The following is a 15,340-nucleotide window of genomic DNA, read 5'->3' as shown; positions in this document are numbered from 1 at the left end:
TTGAACCACCGTAGATTCCCTGCATAACCCCTTGTTTCCACAGGCACGATGTTTTCCACGTTTAATGTGGAACCGCCTGTGGAAAACATGGTGGCATGTCGCTGTACACCACGTATCCAAAGGCCTGCATGGCGTTGGTCAATATTTGATCAGTCAAGCGTTGTGCACAATTACGTCGCGCTCTTGCCCATGAATCGCGGCGCGGAATCGCTGTTGCCTTTCTGTGGATAAGTCTGTGCGCAACCCTTGGACAGACTGCTGGACACGGCATGGTTGAAAGCGTTGCGCCATCACCTGAGCGGTCTGAAAGAGTTTATCCAGGTCAAAGGGTTCCCTTTGCCCGACGAGTTGCCCCCAATCCATGGGGAAAGCCTTGTGGATAAGATGCGTATAGCCTGCACCAGCCCTTGTGCTGCAAGGCTTTTGAGGCGTTGCCTGTTTTTTGACCAGTACCGAAAACGGCTTGCTGCCAGCGTGCGCCGCGGGCATGCTGCAAGGCCTGCTACGACCCCTACAGCGAAGGAGAACAGCATGACGTCCACCGTATTCATCACAGGTGCCACTTCCGGTTTCGGTGAAGCCACTGCCCGTCGTTTCGCCGACGCTGGCTGGAAGCTGGTGCTTACCGGTCGCCGCAAGGAGCGCCTGGATGCCCTGTGCGCCGAGCTGTCGGCCAAGACCGAGGTGCTCGGCCTGGTGGTCGATGTGCGCGACCGCAAGGCGATGGAGGCGGCCATTGCCAGCCTGCCGCCGGCCTTCGACAAGCTGCAGGGCCTGGTCAACAACGCAGGGCTGGCCCTGGGCGCCGACCCTGCACCGCAGTGCGACCTGGACGACTGGGAAACCATGGTCGATACCAACATCAAGGGCCTGATGTACACCACCCGCCTGCTGTTGCCGCGCCTGATCGCCCATGGCCGTGGCGCGAGCATCCTCAATGTGGGTTCGGTGGCGGGCAACTATCCCTATCCAGGCAGCCATGTGTATGGCGGCACCAAGGCCTTTGTCGGGCAGTTCTCCCTGAGCCTGCGCTGCGACCTGCGCGGCACCGGCGTACGGGTGACCAACATCGAGCCGGGCCTGTGCGAAAGCGAGTTCTCGCTGGTGCGCTTCGGTGGCGACCAGTCGCGCTACGACGCTACCTACGCGGGCGCCGAGCCGATCCAGCCGCAGGACATCGCCGATACCATCTTCTGGGTACTCAACCAGCCGGCGCACATCAACATCAACAACCTTGAGCTGATGCCGGTAAGTCAGGACTGGGCTGGGTTCTCGATCGACCGTTCGGCCAAGGGCTGAAAACGGTTCCACGCCGGCCCTTGTAGGAGCGGCGGTTCGGCGCCCCGACTTGCCCGCGAAAAAGACACCGCGCTGCCTGGCACGGGCTATGCCCGTGTTCGCGGGACAAGCCCGCACACAGGGATTGGGCTGGCCTTTAGATTTTGAGCAGGACAGTTGCTCCTGCATCAATCAGAGCAGGCGTTGCAGGCCTTCGAGGCAGGTGGCCAGGTGGTAGGGCGTGGTGGATGGCATGTCGTGTCGGCTGACCGCGCCCTGGCCGTCGCGGCATTCGTGCCAGCCGCCGGCATGCAGGAAGTTGTCTTCGAGGGCTTTGAGCTGGGTCATCAGCTTCGCCTCGTTGCCTGGCTTCAATGCCAGCGCCCGCAGATATTCAGCCTGGGCCCAGATCCGCTGGGTCGCATCGATCACCTTGCCGTCCACATCCAGCGAAGCGAGCACCGCCGCGTCCTTCACGCCGCAGCGCTCGGCGTACTCGAATGCCCGACTGATCGATGCATGCAAGGGTGTACCGCGCAGCAGTGGCGAGGTGTCGAGCAGGTAGAACCATTCGAACTGATGCCCAGGCTCGAACCAGTTATCCACAGCACCGCGGGGTTTCTCCAGCATCACGCCGTGGGCCGGATCGATGAACTGCGCCTGCAGGGCTGTGCATAACTGCAGCAGAGCCGCTTGCGCGGCATCGTCCTGGCGCACGGCCAGGGTCTGCAGGAAGGCTTCGGCCAGGTGCATCTGCGGGTTCTGCAGCGGGCCGCTGCCAAGGTCGGACCAGTCTTCGCCCAGCACGGCTTCGTACAGGCCATCATCCCGGGCGAACTGCTCCTCGATGATTTCCAGGGCCGCGTTCAGCGCCGACTCGACCAGTCCTTCGCGGACCTTGCCCCAGTAGTGGGCGCAGGCGAAGACGATGAAGGCGTGGGTGTAGAGGTCCTTGCGTCGGTCCAGTGGCTTGCCGTCGGCATCGATGCTGTAGAACCAGCCGCCGTGCTCGGCGTCGTGAAAATGCCGCTGCAGTGAGCGGAACAGCGCTGCAGCACGCTCGGCGGCACCGGGTTGCTCGATGCGGTTGCTGAACAGGTACAACTGGCGTGCGCAGGCCATGGCGCGGTAGCGCTGCACCGGCAGCGGCTGGTGTTTGGCGTCGAGGGCTTCGAAGGGCAGGGCCATGTCGGCGTTCCAACCGGGACCTTGCCACAAGGGCACGATGCGCTCGGCGAAATGTTCGCGCACAGAAGCCAGGCAGGTACTCAGCTCGGACGGGGTAGGGCGGGGGTTGGACATGAAGGCGCTCGTCGCAATCGGGCAGGGCGCCATGGTAGCAGAACTGGTGAAGGGGTTGATTGTGCCGGCCGCTTCGCGGGCTTCAGCCCGGATTCCCCAACCCCTGCCAATGCCGCGCCCCGACGAAGATGAAGCGCAGTTGCTGGGTGATCTTGTCCTGCGCGGTCAGCGCCTGTGGGCAAGCCGGATCAGGGCTGTCGATCAGCTCTGGCAGGGTGGCGAACACGGTCTTGACCACCAGGTCGGCCATCACCCCGAGGGCGGCGCTGTCCAGATGCTGCCAGCGGGTCATGCGTGCAAGGTCGGTGGCCAGGTCAGAGCTGATATCCCGGCGCAGTCGGGCGATGGCCTGGCGCACGGGCTGCGAGCCGCCGTACTGTTCACGGGCGAGGAACAGGAACTGGGCGCGGTGTGCCGCTACCACATCGAGGAAGATACGTACCGAGGCGTCGGTGATGCCACCGAGTTCGAATTCGTTGTGGCGCACCAGGCGAATGGTCTGGCGGAAGGTGGCATCGACCTCGGCGACCAGCGCCAGGCCCAGGGCATCCATATCGGGGAAATGCCGGTAGAAACCGGTGGGGACGATACCGGCCGCCTTGGCCACTTCGCGCAGACTGATGCTGCCGAAGCCCCGGCCACTCTCCATGAGCTGGCAGGCGGCGTCGAGCAAGGCCTGGCGGGTCTGTTGCTTCTGTTCGGCACGCGGCAGCATGGGGCTCTGGATTCTGTGACTGTACGGCTTGGCACTCTAGATAAAAAAACGAAGCCCGGTCAATGGACCGGGCTTTGGAGGGGAGCAAGCGCTGTATGTCGAGTTGTCTTTATCAGCCATGGGCATCAGCTCACGCGGCGGATTTCGACCAGACGATCCGAGCCGCCTTCGGCTACGCGGTTGTTGCGTTCGATCAGGCGGTCCGAGCCACCTTCGGCAACGCGGTTGTTGCGTTCGATCAGGCGATCCGAGCCACCTTCGGCAACGCGGTTGTTGCGTTCGATCAGGCGATCCGAGCCACCTTCGGCAACGCGGTTGTTGCGTTCGATCAGGCGATCCGAGCCACCTTCGGCAACGCGGTTGTTGCGTTCGATCAAACGGTCCGAGCCACCTTCGGCAACGCGGTTATTACGTTCGATCAAGCGATCCGAGCCACCTTCGGCTACGCGGTTGTTGCGTTCGATCAAGCGATCCGAGCCACCTTCGGCTACGCGGTTGTTGCGTTCGATCAGACGATCCGAGCCACCTTCGGCAACGCGGTTGTTGCGTTCGATCAGACGATCAGAACCACCTTCGGCAACCGTCTTCAGGGGCTGGGAAATCACTGCCGAGCTGGAACGGGCTTCGGCACTCAGGTGTTGGTCGGCAGCCGGCAAGGCGAAGGCGTTGGCGGCGAGGATGGAAAGACTCAGGCTCAGCAGCAGTTGGCGTTTCATGATTCGGTGCTCCTCGTGGGACGCTGGAAAGTGGGTACGAGGGCAATGCTACGCTTGGTAACTCAAGAAAAAAGTTCATATGGCTAATGGTAACAATCGACGTAAATGATGGTTGACCGCGAAGGCTCTGGATCAATGATTTCGGGGTGGTTGGTGGCTACGTGCTACCGCGTTTCACCGGTAACATCCAGGTCGATTTCACCCGCAAAGCTGAGGAATGGGTCAGAAAAAACTTCGCTATCATTGCCGTCGTCGATAAAACCCCTCGGGCTTTCATCAGTCCGAAGTAATGAATGCCTTTGCCGCACCGCTTCAAGTCTTGCAGTCAGGAGAGCCCCGCAATGACGCGCCCCGCCAGAATCTTCACCTGGATCCTCGCCAGCCTCGCGGCCTTGCTGGCGATACTGGTGGTGGTGATTGCCACCTTCGACTGGAACCGTATCAAGCCGCTGCTCAACGAGAAGGTCTCCGAAGCGCTGCACCGCCCGTTCGCCATCAAGGGCAACCTCGCCGTGCACTGGCAGCGCGAGCCCGATGAGGGCGGCTGGCGCGCCTGGGTGCCTTGGCCGCGCTTCGTGGCCGAAGACCTGACCCTGGGCAACCCCGACTGGCTCAAGGAGCCGCAGATGGTCGGCCTGGAACGTGTCGAGTTTCGCCTGTCGCCGCTGCCGCTGTTGTTCCAGCAGATCTCGATCCCCCGAATCGACCTCACTCATCCCACCGCCAGTCTCACGCGCCTGGCTGACGGCCGCGCCAACTGGACTTTCGATTTCGGGCCCAAGGACGAGAACGCCGAACCTTCCAGGTGGGTGCTCGATATCGGGGCGATCGGATTCGACCAGGGTAATGTGCGCTTCGACGACCAGACCCTGAAGACCGACATGAAGGTGCAGATCGACCCGCTGGGCAAGCCGATCCCGTTCAGCGAGATCGTCGGCAAGGCCAGCGCGGAAAAAGCCGGTGGCGCGCAGGATTACGCGTTCGGGCTCAAGGCCGAAGGCCGCTACAAGGGCCAGCCAGTGTCCGCGACCGGCAAGATCGGTGGCCTGCTGGCGCTGCAGGACGCCAGGCAGCCATTCCCGCTGCAGGTCGATGCACGCGTGGGTGACACCCGCGCAGCCGTCGCCGGCACCCTGACCGACCCACGCAATCTCGGCGCTCTGGACCTGCGCCTGAAGCTTTCCGGCAGCAGCCTGGGCAACCTCTACCCGCTGACCGGTGTGACCCTGCCCGATACGCCGGCGTATTCCACCGACGGCCACCTCAGCGCCAACCTGCATGATCCGCAGGGCGCGCGTTTCCGCTACGAAGGCTTCAACGGCAAGATCGGTGACAGCGACATCCATGGCGACCTGGCCTTCGTCGCCAGCCAGCCACGGCCCAAGCTCTCCGGCAACCTGGTCTCCAACCAGTTGCTGTTCAAGGACCTGGCGCCACTGATCGGCGCTGATTCCAATGCCGAGCAGAAAGCCCGTGGTGGCGCCAGCAAGCAGCCGACCGGCAAGGTGCTGCCGGTAGAGGAGTTCCGCACCGACCGCTGGCGGGCGATGGATGCCGACGTGACGTTCGCTGGCAAGCGCATCGTGCATAGCGAGCAGTTGCCGTTCAAGGATCTGTCTGCCCATGTGGTGCTCGAGGACGGTCTGCTGCGTATGGTCCCGCTGCGCTTTGGCGTGGCCGGCGGCAACCTCGATGCCAATATTCGCCTCGATGGCCGCTCGGTGCCGATGCAGGGCCGGGCACGCCTGACTGCCCGCGGCTTCAAGCTCAAGGAACTGTTCCCCACCTTCGCGCCGATGCAGACCAGCTTCGGCGAGCTGAACGGCGACGCCGACCTGAGCGGTCGCGGCAATTCGGTGGCGGCGTTGCTGGGCACTTCCAACGGCGACCTGCGCCTGCTGATCAATGATGGCGCGATCAGCCGCAGCCTGATGGAGATCGCCGGGCTCAACGTCGGCAACTACGTGGTCGACAAGCTGTTCGGCGACGAGGATGTGAAGATCAACTGCGCGGCGGCCGACGTGGGTATCAAGGATGGCCTGGCGACCACGCGGCTGTTCGTGTTCGACACCGAGAACGCGATCATCTACATCAATGGCACGGCGAATTTCGCCAGCGAGCAACTGGACCTGAAGGTCACTCCGGAATCCAAGGGGCTGCGCCTGTTCTCGCTGCGCTCACCGCTGTATGTGCGTGGGCCGTTCGCCAAGCCCAGTGCTGGTGTGCAGGCGGTGCCGCTGGCCTTGCGTGGCGCAGGGATGGTGGCGCTGGGTGTGGCCATCGGGCCGGCCGCCGGGTTGCTGGCGCTCATCGCTCCGAGTGGTGATGTGCCCAACCAGTGCACGCCGCTGCTGGAGCGGATGAAGGCCGGCAAGGCGCCTGCGGCGGTGAAGCCGAAGAAGTAGAGGGAACGGCACGGCGGTTCGGCGCCCCGACTGGTCCCGCGATAGGGCCGGCCCAGCCAAATAACCGGCTACAGCCCGAGCGCCGTCAGGAAGGCATCGATCTGCCGCTCGAACGCCGGCCGCTCATACTCCACCAACGCCATGCGCCACAGCCCCTTGAGGTAAGTGGCGATGATCGCTGCATTCAATTGCGGGTCCGTGCTCGACGGCAACTCCCCACGCTCGCGGTCCTCGGCCAGGCGCCCGGCGAACATCGCCTTCAAGTCCGCCAGCGCCTGCTCGGCGCGTAACCTCAGCTCGTCGTCGACCAGCACTTCCTCGGTCTCCATCGCCGCCAGCAGGCACAGGCGCGAGGGCGTTTGTGGGTTGTCGAGGCTGTCGAGCACATCGGCGAAGAACGCACGGATGCCCAGGGCCGCAGTCGGTGCGGCCAACAGAGCCTGTTCGCGCTTGCCGACCACCTCTTCGTTGTAGCGCTCGACGCAGGCCAGGTAGAGCTGCTTCTTGCTCTTGAGGGTGTTGTAGAACGAGCCCTCGCCGATGCCCATGACCTTGAGCAGGTCGCGCAGGCCGGTGGCGGCGTAGCCGTTTTTCCAGAACAAGTCCGTGGCGCTGGCCAGGGCTTGCTGATAGTCGAATGAGATTTTTCGTGTCATGGGCGGCACTCTATCGCATTTGTAGCAGTCGTTAAAGTTTTTCGTTGACAGTGTTCGGAGGCGCGACTTAGTGTTTGTAGTGACCGCTACAGGTTCGTTTTCATCCGGAGTTGAACATGTCCACGCTTTCCACCCTCGAGCCATTCAAGGTCGATATCCCGCAGGCTGCAATCGACGATCTGCACCAGCGCCTGCGCGCCATCCGCTGGCCCGACCCGGAACTGGTCGCCGACTGGTCCCAGGGCGTGCCCCTGGAGGCTGCCAAGGGCTTGATCGACCATTGGCTCAACCACTACGACTGGCGCCAGTTCGAGGCTCGCATCAACCGCTTCGAGCAGTTCCACACACAGATAGACGGCGTCGCTGTTCACTTCATCCATGCGCGCTCGCCGCATCCCCAGGCGATGCCGATCCTGCTCACCCATGGCTGGCCGGGTTCGGTGGTGGAGTTTCTCGACGTCATCGAGCGCCTTACCGACCCGACCCGCTTCGGCGGCCGTGCCGAAGACGCCTTCCACGTCGTGGTGCCGTCGATTCCCGGCTATGGCTTCTCGGAAAAGCCCACCGAGCAGGGCTGGAATCCACAGCGGATTGCCCGTGCCTGGGCCGTGCTGATGACCGAGAGGCTCGGGTACCCGCGCTGGGTCGCCCAAGGCGGTGATTGGGGGTCGGCAATCACCCACGCACTGGCCAGTCAGCAGCCGGCGGGCTTGCTCGCCGCCCATGTGAACCTGTTGCTGGTGGTGCCCGAGCACGCCCCAGAGCATCCCACCGAGGCCGAGCTGCGGGCGCTGAGTGACGTGGATCATTACCTGGACCAGATGTCCGGCTATGCCGACCAGATGAACACCCGGCCGCAGACCATCGGCTATGCACTGAACGACTCGCCGCTGGCGCTGGCCATGTGGATGTACGAGAAATTTTGGGAATGGACCGATAACAAGGGGCGCCCGGAAGATGCCCTGAGCCGCGACCAGATGCTCGACGACATCTCGCTGTACTGGTTCACCGGCACCGGTACGTCCAGCGCCCGCTTGTACTGGGAGGGTGTGGGCAGCACCATTCGCGACCGCAGTTTCTTCTCGGCGGTGCGTGCGTCTTCAGAGCGCATCCAGTTGCCGATGGGGGCCACGGTGTTTCCCGCCGAGACCTTCCAGCCGCCGCGCAAGTGGGCCGAGCAGGCCTACGCTGAACTGTTCTACTGGAATGAAGCCGAGCACGGCGGGCACTTCGCGGCGTTCGAGCAGCCGCAGATCTTTGCCCGGGAGATGTGGCGGGCCTTTGCGCGGTTCCGCTGAGAGGGGTGAGCGGGCTTGTCGCGGTGCCGGGCACCGCGACGGCCTCTTCGCGGGCAAGCCCGCTCCTACAGCCCTTGCAGCAGGTCGGACATATCGTCTGCGTGCTCTTCTTCCTGGGCCAGGATGTCTTCGAAGATGCGACGGGTGGTCGGGTCCTTGTCACCGATGTACTGGATGATCTCGCGGTAGCTGTCGATGGCGATACGCTCGGCAACCAGGTCTTCGAGCACCATCTCCTTGAGATTGCTGCCGGCCACGTACTGCGCGTGGGAGTTCTTGCTCAGGTTGTCCGGGTTGAAGTCCGGCTCGCCGCCCAGCTGGACGATACGCTCGGCCAGCTTGTCGGCGTGTTCGGACTCCTGGTTCGCGTGCTCGAGGAACTCCTCGGCAGCGACGCTGGCCTTGATACCGCTGGCCATGAAGTAGTGGCGCTTGTAGCGCAGGGTGCAGACCAGCTCGGTGGCCAGCGACTCGTTGAGCAGGCGGATGATGGTCTCGCGGTCGGCGTTGTAGCCTTCGGTGACGGCGCCTTGCTCTACATGCTGGCGTGCGCGCTGGCGCAAAGTGTTGATATCGGTCAGTTCAACGTTGCTCATGATTCTCTCCATACAGATCAGGGGGTAAGTGGGCGGGAGGGCTTACTGGCCGGGTAAGGCCTTGCGGTCCTCTTCTCGCTGTTTGCAGGTCTTGAATCCCTTGGCGTCGACATGCCCGCTGGCGTCGAAGCGCACGTAGTAGGGCTGCTGCTTGCCATCCTTGTAGAGGATGTAGTCGTTGCAGATCCCGCCGTTGGGCAGGTCGCTCATGTTCGATGGGCTGCCGCCGATGGCGATGACCTTTTGCGTGGTCATGCCGTGCTCGACCTGCTTGACCAGCGGCTCGTCGCGATAGGTGACGTAGTCCGCCGGGTTTTCCGGACGGCTGCCGCAGGCGGCGAGGGTCGTGCTTGCGACAAGAATGGCCAGGATCGCTTTGTTCATGGTTCCGCTCCTTGCAGAAAGGTCCGTTGCGGGTGGCTGTCAAGGTTGGAACCGCACGGCGCGTCAAGAGTTCGATTCATCAGGCGAAGCGGCGACTACCCTGAGAAGGGCAGGGTTCAGGGAGAGGAACGGCAGATGACAAACGAACTGGCCACACGCTACCCACTGGTGCTGGTGCCGGGCATGCTCGGTTTCGTGCGCTTGCTGCTCTACCCCTACTGGTTTGGCATCGTGCCGGCGTTGCGCCGGGGTGGGGCACAGGTGTTCGCGGTGCAGGTCTCGCCGCTGCATTCCAGCGAGGTGCGTGGCGAGCAGTTACTGGTGATCATCGAAGACATCTGCCAGCGCACCGGGGCAGACAAGGTCAACCTCATCGGCCACAGCCAGGGCGCTTTGAGCGCGCGTTATGCCGCAGCGCGCAGGCCTGGGCGAGTGGCGTCGGTCACCTCTGTTGCCGGTCCCAACCACGGCTCGGAACTGGCCGATCATCTTGAACGCAGCGCCCCCGGCGATTCGCCACGGGGGCGCCTGCTCAAGGCTGCACTTCATGGCCTGGCGCTGCTGCTGGTGTGGCTGGAAACCGGCTGGCGCCGTGATCCGTTGCCGATCGATGTGCACGCCTCGCACCAGTCGCTGACCTGTTCGGGCGTGGCGCTGTTCAACCAGGCTTATCCACAGGGCTTGCCGCAGCACTGGGGTGGCGAGGGTGCTGCCGAGGTCAACGGCGTGCGCTACTACTCCTGGTCCGGCATCCTGCAGCCTGGACGCACCGACAAAGGCTGGAATCGCTTCGATGGCAGCAACCGCTTCTGTCGGCTGTTCGCCCGCAGTTTCATTCGGGAAAAAGGCCAATGCGATGGCATGGTCGGGCGTTACAGCTCGCACCTCGGCCAGGTGATCGGCGACGATTACCCGCTCGATCACCTGGACATCGTCAACCAGCAGTTCGGTGCCGTGGGCAAGGGCGCCCACCCGGTGCGCCTGTTCACCGCGCACGCTGCCCGGCTCAAGGCTGCCGGGCTGTAAGCGCGCGGCGCACGGGAGTGGTCCAGCGTTCGGCGAGGATGACCCCGGCCAGTGTCAGCAGGCCGCCATACAAGTGATAGCTGGCCAACTGTTCGTTCAGGACGCCAGCAGCGATCACGGCAGTCACCACCGGCAACAGATTGAAGAACAGGGTCGTGCGGGCCGGCCCGAGCCTGTGCACGGCCTGCATCCAGAACTGCGGCGCGATCATCGACGCCAGCACACAGGCATACAGCACCAGGCCGATGTTGTTCGCGGTCAGCCCGGTCTTCTCCGACAGCAGGTACATCGGCAGCAGTACCAGGATCGCCATCCAGATCTGCAGATACAGCAGTTGCATCTGTGGCAGGCGCAATTGCCATTTCTTCAACAGCACGCTGTACAGCGCATACGCGAAGGTGGCGACCAGCATCAGCAGGTCACCGCCATTGAACCCTTGGTGCAGCAGCGCGCCGGGATTGCCGGCGGACACCACCTCCAGCACGCCGAAGAACGACACCAGAGCGCCGAGGGAGGCGCCGTAGGTCAGGCGCTGGCCGAGCCAGGCGATCGACAGGGCCAGCGACATCAGTGGCATCAGCGAAAGGATGATGCCCATGTTGGTGGCGCTGGTGATGCCGGCGGCGAAGTACGCCATGCTCTGGTACATGACCATGCCCAGTACCCCCAGGACGAACAGCTTGCCCAAGAGCGGGCGGATCGCTGTGCGATTGCGCCACACCTGCGGCAGCAGGAAGGGGGTGAACAGCAGGCCTGCGAGCAGCCAGCGGTAGAAGCCGATCTCGGCGGGAAAGATCGCCCCGGCGGACATCTTGGTGACGACGGTGTTGCCGGCCCAGATAAGAATCGCCAGGACGGGGAAGCTGTAGTTCATGAGGCTTTGACTCGTGGGAATTGCTGTTTCGGTGTGATGCTTTTGTGGGGCGGTTCGGCGCTCCGACTTGCCCGCGAAAAGAACACCGCAGATGCCCGCCATTATCCTCTGTCTGTCCACAAGGCTATACTCCCATCCAGACAACTCGCCCCGTGAAGCAGACAGCATGTCCGCCAAATACCTCGACCATCCCCGTTTCCCCGAACTCCCGGCCCCGGTGTACTTTCGCTACGACGAGTTCGGCGCCGATACGGTCAGCGCCCCGCACTTTCATCCGTGGGGCCAACTCAACTATGCCGCCCATGGCGTCATGCACCTGGATGTCGACGGCCAGCGTTTCATCTCGCCGCCAAACCACGCGGTCTGGGTTCCTCCTGATCATGAGCACGGTTGCTACAACCCGCAGGCCGTCGTCTTCCGCTCGGTCTACCTCGACCGCAGCCTATGCGTCGATCTGCCGGCCCAGCCTTGCAGCCTGGCGATAAGCGACATCCTCAAGGCGATCCTCGGCGACTTTGCCCGTCGCGACCTCAAGATCGCCCAGGACGAACGGGACCAGCGCCTGGTCCAGGTGCTGCTCGACCAACTGCGGCTGGCACCCACGCAAACCTGCTACCTGCCTTTCGCCCGCAGCGACGGCCTGCGTCAGGTGCTCGAGGCCCTGCACGCCGAGCCCGGCGATAACCGACCGCTCGGTGACTGGGCCGCGCAGGCGCATGTCAGCGAGCGTACCCTGGCCCGCCAGTTCATCCGCGAGCTGGGCATGAGCTTTGGCGAGTGGCGCTTGCGCCTGCGCTTTCTGCGCGCCATCGAAGCGCTGGAAAGCGGCACGCCGATCCAGAGCATCGCCTTCGACCTGGGCTACAGCAGTGCCTCGGCGTTCATCGCCATGTTCCAGCGCCAGGCTCGGTGCACGCCTGAGCAATACCGGCGCCGCGTGCGATCAGGGATGTAGGAATTGTTGTCTACACTCAGCTCGACGACCGTGCATCCTGCGCGGGACAAGGAGACCACTCCATGAAGATGCTGCATGTGTCATTGCTGGTACTGGGGATGTCGATCGCCGGGCAAGGATTCGCCGCTACGCCGCAACAGGAAAAGATGAAGACCTGTAACGCCGACGCCACCACTCAGGCCCTCAAGGGCGACGAGCGCAAGGCGTTCATGAGCAACTGCCTGAAAAAAGCCGAGCCTGCCAAGCCGACCACGCCGCAGGAGCGCATGAAGGCCTGTAACGCCGACCCGAAGGCCACGGCGCTCAAGGGCGACGAGCGCAAGGCATTCATGAGCGAATGCCTGAAGAAGAAGTGACCTGCGCCTATGCCTTGCGCCTGAAGGCTGGCAGACTGCGGGTCTTTCCGCTGTCTGCCGCCGAGGCTGTATGACTTTCACTCCCCGCCAGATCACCCTGGCCAGCTGCATCATCGTCGTTGCCGGCCTGCTTCTTGCGTTGCCCCTCAAGCTGCTGCCGAGCCTGCTCGCGGGCCTGCTGGTGTTCGAGCTGGTGAACATGCTCACCCCACGCTTGCAGCCACTGATCGCCGGACAACGGGCGCGCTGGCTGGCGGTGGCGCTGCTCGGCACCCTGGTGGTGAGCACGCTGACGCTGTTGATCGCCGGCGCTTTCAGCTTCCTGCTGCACGAAGCCGAAAACCCCGGCGCTTCGCTGGACAAGTTCATGGGCCTGGTGGAGCGCGCCCGGGGGCAGCTGCCGCCGTTCATCGAGGGTTACCTGCCGGCCAGCGCGGCAGAGTTCAAGGTGGCCATCGGCGACTGGATCCGCAGCCACCTGAGCGACCTGCAACTGGTGGGCAAGGGCATGGCACACATGTTCGTGACCCTGCTGATCGGCATGATCCTCGGCGCCATCATCGCCTTGCAGCGGCTGCCCGACCTGTCCCGACGCAAGCCGCTGGCCGCCGCGCTGTTCGAGCGCCTGAGTCTGCTGGTGCAGGCGTTTCGCAACATCGTCTTTGCGCAGATCAAGATCTCGCTGCTCAACACCGCGTTCACCGGCATCTTCCTCGCCGTGGTGCTGCCGCTGTTCGACGTGCACCTGCCGCTGACCAAGACCCTGATCGTACTGACCTTCCTGCTCGGGCTGCTGCCAGTGATCGGCAACCTGATGTCCAACACCCTGATCACCATCGTCGGGCTGTCGCTGTCGATCTGGGTTGCGGCGGCGGCGCTGGGCTACCTGATCGTCATCCACAAGGTCGAGTATTTCCTCAACGCGCGGATCGTCGGTGGGCAGATCAGTGCCAAGTCGTGGGAGCTGTTGCTGGCGATGCTGGTGTTCGAAGCGGCGTTCGGCTTGCCGGGGGTGGTGGCGGGGCCGATCTACTATGCCTACCTGAAGAGTGAGCTCAGGCGGATGGAGCTGGTCTGAGGGGGTGCTTGAACGTGTACCGGCCTCTTCGCGGGTAAACCCGCTCCCACAGGTCCACCGCTGCCTTCAAGGCATAGGTAATCCTGTGGGAGGCACAGGTCCACCGCTGCCTTCAAAGCATAGGTAACCAGTGGGAGCCACAGGTCCACCGCTGCCTTCAACGCATAGGTAATCCTGTGGGGGCCACAGGTTCACTGCTGCCTTCAAGGCATAGGTAATCCTGTGGGATTCACAGGTTCACCGCTGCCTTCAAGGCATAGATAATCCTGTGGGAGCGGGTTTACCCGCGAAGAGGCCAGTACAGGCAAAGGATCAGATTGTCCCGTACCGCTTGCGCGCCTCAATGGCCAGACCGCTGCCAATGCTGCCAAAGATATTGCCTTCCACATGCCGCGCATTGGGCAGCATCGCCGCAACGCTGTTGCGCAGCGCCGGAATGCCGCTCGAGCCCCCGGTGAAGAACACTGTATCCACCTGCGCTTCACTGACCCCGGCCTTGGCCAGCAGCTCGCTGACACTGCCACGGACCCGCTGCAACAGGCCGTCGATGGCGTCCTCGAACAGGCCGCGGGTCAGGTCCGCCGCCAGGCCCGGCTCGACCCGGCCCAGGTCGATGCGCCGGCTGACCTGGTCGGTCAGCTCGATCTTGCTGGCCTCCACTTCCATCGCCAGCCAGTGTCCGGCGCGCTGTTCGATCAGGTTGAACAGGCGGTCGATGCCCAGCGCATCCTCGATGTCGTAGCGCATGCTGCCCAGGGCCAGTTGCGACTTCTGCGAGTACAGGGCGTTGATGGTGTGCCAGGTCGCCAGGTTCAGGTGGTAGCTGGTCGGCATCAGCGCGCCGCTCTTCATGCGGCTGCCATAGCCGAACAGCGGCATCACGCCTTGCAGGCTCAGTTGCTTGTCGAAGTCGGTACCGCCGATGTGCACGCCGCCGGTGGCGAGGATGTCATCCTGGCGCTCATCGACCAGGTGCCGTTCGGGCGACAGGCGGATCAGGGTAAAGTCCGAAGTACCACCGCCGATATCGACGATGAGCACCAGCTCTTCGCGACTGATGCCCGACTCGTAGTCGAAGGCTGCGGCGATCGGTTCGTACTGGAACGACACGTCCTTGAAGCCGATCTTGCGTGCGACTTCGGCGAGGGTATCCTCGGCCTCCTGGTCGGCCGCCGGGTCCTCGTCGACGAAGAACACCGGGCGGCCCAGCACGACCTGGTCGAAGCTGCGCCCGGCATTGGCCTCGGCGCGCTTCTTCAGTTCGCCGATGAACATGCCCAGCAGGTCCTTGAATGGCAGCGCGCTGCCGAGCACGCTGGTGTCATGCTTGATCAGCTTGGAGCCCAGCAGGCTCTTGAGCGAGCGCATCAGGCGGCCTTCGTAGCCTTCCAGGTACTCGTGCAGGGCCAGACGGCCATACACCGGGCGTCGCTCCTCGATGTTGAAGAACACCACCGACGGCAGGGTGATCTTGCCCTCTTCCAGGGCGATCAGCGATTCGACGCCAGTGCGGTGCCAACCCACCGTGGAGTTGGAGGTGCCGAAGTCGATGCCAAGGGCGCGAGCCGGGGATAGGTCAGACATGGGGAGGGGCTTCCGGAGGCCAAACGGCCGCGCAGTTTATGCCAGTGGCCGACAGAATCAAGACCGATCGTCTGCCATATGACAAACCCAAGCGAACCTTGAAAGGCTATGCTTGAC

Annotated in this window: 15 protein-coding genes; 7 read left to right on the top strand and 8 right to left on the bottom strand. The window is 63.4% G+C overall.

All coding sequences use genetic code 11. The features are described from left to right. Positions 1-531 precede the first annotated feature (531 nt). Positions 532-1,299 (top strand): SDR family oxidoreductase, encoded by a 768-nt coding sequence (locus tag ACTYOL_RS24750; RefSeq protein ID WP_054894551.1) that lies wholly within the window; start codon positions 532-534, stop codon positions 1,297-1,299. Positions 1,300-1,470: 171 nt separating this feature from the next. Here the strand turns inward: ACTYOL_RS24750 and ACTYOL_RS24745 are convergent, their stop codons facing one another. The 3 genes from ACTYOL_RS24745 to ACTYOL_RS24735 all read right to left on the bottom strand — a co-directional run bounded on the left by ACTYOL_RS24745 (position 1,471) and on the right by ACTYOL_RS24735 (position 4,011). Then, a complete protein-coding gene (locus ACTYOL_RS24745) occupies positions 1,471-2,580 on the bottom strand; it encodes an AGE family epimerase/isomerase (protein WP_153774196.1) in 1,110 nt (369 codons plus the stop codon). 82 nt (positions 2,581-2,662) lie between these two features. Beyond that, entirely contained in the window at positions 2,663-3,295 is a 633-nt protein-coding gene (locus ACTYOL_RS24740; protein ID WP_054894553.1) for a TetR family transcriptional regulator, read from the bottom strand. A gap of 125 nt (positions 3,296-3,420) precedes the next feature. Continuing rightward, positions 3,421-4,011, bottom strand: coding sequence for a phage infection protein (locus tag ACTYOL_RS24735; RefSeq protein WP_444757245.1), 591 nt, complete (start codon positions 4,009-4,011; stop codon positions 3,421-3,423). 341 nt (positions 4,012-4,352) lie between these two features. On the opposite strand from ACTYOL_RS24735, the gene ACTYOL_RS24730 reads away from it, so the two are divergent. Continuing rightward, positions 4,353-6,416, top strand: coding sequence for an AsmA family protein (locus tag ACTYOL_RS24730; RefSeq protein WP_197892453.1), 2,064 nt, complete (start codon positions 4,353-4,355; stop codon positions 6,414-6,416). Positions 6,417-6,484: 68 nt separating this feature from the next. On the opposite strand, the gene ACTYOL_RS24725 is transcribed toward ACTYOL_RS24730, so the two are convergent. After that, positions 6,485-7,072 (bottom strand): TetR/AcrR family transcriptional regulator, encoded by a 588-nt coding sequence (locus ACTYOL_RS24725; protein WP_153774109.1) that lies wholly within the window; start codon positions 7,070-7,072, stop codon positions 6,485-6,487. Between the two features lie 116 nt (positions 7,073-7,188). Here ACTYOL_RS24725 and ACTYOL_RS24720 point away from each other — a divergent pair, with 116 nt between their 5' ends. Then, a complete protein-coding gene (locus tag ACTYOL_RS24720; protein ID WP_054894558.1) occupies positions 7,189-8,370 on the top strand; it encodes an epoxide hydrolase family protein in 1,182 nt (393 codons plus the stop codon). A gap of 65 nt (positions 8,371-8,435) precedes the next feature. On the opposite strand, the gene ACTYOL_RS24715 is transcribed toward ACTYOL_RS24720, so the two are convergent. Continuing rightward, the gene (locus tag ACTYOL_RS24715; protein ID WP_065861630.1) at positions 8,436-8,966 is read right to left on the bottom strand and encodes a ferritin-like domain-containing protein; all 531 of its coding nucleotides are present in this window, start codon (positions 8,964-8,966) and stop codon (positions 8,436-8,438) included. A gap of 42 nt (positions 8,967-9,008) precedes the next feature. Next, positions 9,009-9,350, bottom strand: coding sequence for an osmotically-inducible lipoprotein OsmE (gene osmE, locus ACTYOL_RS24710; protein ID WP_054925771.1), 342 nt, complete (start codon positions 9,348-9,350; stop codon positions 9,009-9,011). Positions 9,351-9,485: 135 nt separating this feature from the next. On the opposite strand from osmE, the gene ACTYOL_RS24705 reads away from it, so the two are divergent. Next, a complete protein-coding gene (locus tag ACTYOL_RS24705; RefSeq protein WP_444757244.1) occupies positions 9,486-10,376 on the top strand; it encodes an esterase/lipase family protein in 891 nt (296 codons plus the stop codon). Here ACTYOL_RS24705 and ACTYOL_RS24700 read toward each other — a convergent pair. Then, positions 10,357-11,250 (bottom strand): DMT family transporter, encoded by an 894-nt coding sequence (locus tag ACTYOL_RS24700; RefSeq protein ID WP_197892448.1) that lies wholly within the window; start codon positions 11,248-11,250, stop codon positions 10,357-10,359. The genes ACTYOL_RS24705 and ACTYOL_RS24700 overlap by 20 nt on opposite strands. A gap of 166 nt (positions 11,251-11,416) precedes the next feature. On the opposite strand from ACTYOL_RS24700, the gene ACTYOL_RS24695 reads away from it, so the two are divergent. The 3 genes from ACTYOL_RS24695 (at position 11,417) to ACTYOL_RS24685 (ending at position 13,639) form a co-directional block, all read left to right on the top strand. After that, on the top strand, positions 11,417-12,205 hold the full coding sequence (locus ACTYOL_RS24695; protein ID WP_153774106.1) for an AraC family transcriptional regulator: 789 nt from the start codon (positions 11,417-11,419) through the stop codon (positions 12,203-12,205). A gap of 62 nt (positions 12,206-12,267) precedes the next feature. After that, entirely contained in the window at positions 12,268-12,561 is a 294-nt protein-coding gene (locus ACTYOL_RS24690) for a PsiF family protein (RefSeq protein ID WP_054894563.1), read from the top strand. Positions 12,562-12,631: 70 nt separating this feature from the next. Continuing rightward, positions 12,632-13,639: an AI-2E family transporter gene (locus tag ACTYOL_RS24685; RefSeq protein ID WP_153774104.1), complete on the top strand. Its 1,008-nt coding sequence runs from the start codon at positions 12,632-12,634 to the stop codon at positions 13,637-13,639. Between the two features lie 312 nt (positions 13,640-13,951). On the opposite strand, the gene ACTYOL_RS24680 is transcribed toward ACTYOL_RS24685, so the two are convergent. Further along, positions 13,952-15,223 carry an Hsp70 family protein gene (locus tag ACTYOL_RS24680; protein WP_444757243.1) on the bottom strand — a complete coding sequence of 424 codons (1,272 nt, stop codon included), beginning with the start codon at positions 15,221-15,223 and terminating at the stop codon, positions 13,952-13,954. Positions 15,224-15,340 lie beyond the last annotated feature (117 nt).

The sequence above is a fragment of the Pseudomonas sp. A014 genome (assembly GCF_052378495.1).
Classification (GTDB): domain Bacteria; phylum Pseudomonadota; class Gammaproteobacteria; order Pseudomonadales; family Pseudomonadaceae; genus Aquipseudomonas; species Aquipseudomonas machongensis.
Note: the sequence above shows the minus strand (reverse complement) of the source record. Positions and strands in the feature narration are given on the sequence as shown.

Excerpts from the sequence above, each read along its gene's own strand:
- ACTYOL_RS24685 (WP_153774104.1), top strand. The coding sequence starts at position 12,632 with ATGACTTTCACTCCCCGCCAGATCACCCTGGCCAGCTGCATCATCGTC.
- ACTYOL_RS24700 (WP_197892448.1), bottom strand. The coding sequence starts at position 11,250 with ATGAACTACAGCTTCCCCGTCCTGGCGATTCTTATCTGGGCCGGCAAC.
- ACTYOL_RS24730 (WP_197892453.1), top strand. The coding sequence starts at position 4,353 with ATGACGCGCCCCGCCAGAATCTTCACCTGGATCCTCGCCAGCCTCGCG.
- ACTYOL_RS24725 (WP_153774109.1), bottom strand. The coding sequence starts at position 7,072 with ATGACACGAAAAATCTCATTCGACTATCAGCAAGCCCTGGCCAGCGCC.
- ACTYOL_RS24720 (WP_054894558.1), top strand. The coding sequence starts at position 7,189 with ATGTCCACGCTTTCCACCCTCGAGCCATTCAAGGTCGATATCCCGCAG.
- ACTYOL_RS24735 (WP_444757245.1), bottom strand. The coding sequence starts at position 4,011 with ATGAAACGCCAACTGCTGCTGAGCCTGAGTCTTTCCATCCTCGCCGCC.
- ACTYOL_RS24740 (WP_054894553.1), bottom strand. The coding sequence starts at position 3,295 with ATGCTGCCGCGTGCCGAACAGAAGCAACAGACCCGCCAGGCCTTGCTC.
- ACTYOL_RS24680 (WP_444757243.1), bottom strand. The coding sequence starts at position 15,223 with ATGTCTGACCTATCCCCGGCTCGCGCCCTTGGCATCGACTTCGGCACC.
- ACTYOL_RS24690 (WP_054894563.1), top strand. The coding sequence starts at position 12,268 with ATGAAGATGCTGCATGTGTCATTGCTGGTACTGGGGATGTCGATCGCC.
- ACTYOL_RS24715 (WP_065861630.1), bottom strand. The coding sequence starts at position 8,966 with ATGAGCAACGTTGAACTGACCGATATCAACACTTTGCGCCAGCGCGCA.
- ACTYOL_RS24695 (WP_153774106.1), top strand. The coding sequence starts at position 11,417 with ATGTCCGCCAAATACCTCGACCATCCCCGTTTCCCCGAACTCCCGGCC.
- ACTYOL_RS24705 (WP_444757244.1), top strand. The coding sequence starts at position 9,486 with ATGACAAACGAACTGGCCACACGCTACCCACTGGTGCTGGTGCCGGGC.
- osmE (WP_054925771.1), bottom strand. The coding sequence starts at position 9,350 with ATGAACAAAGCGATCCTGGCCATTCTTGTCGCAAGCACGACCCTCGCC.
- ACTYOL_RS24750 (WP_054894551.1), top strand. The coding sequence starts at position 532 with ATGACGTCCACCGTATTCATCACAGGTGCCACTTCCGGTTTCGGTGAA.
- ACTYOL_RS24745 (WP_153774196.1), bottom strand. The coding sequence starts at position 2,580 with ATGTCCAACCCCCGCCCTACCCCGTCCGAGCTGAGTACCTGCCTGGCT.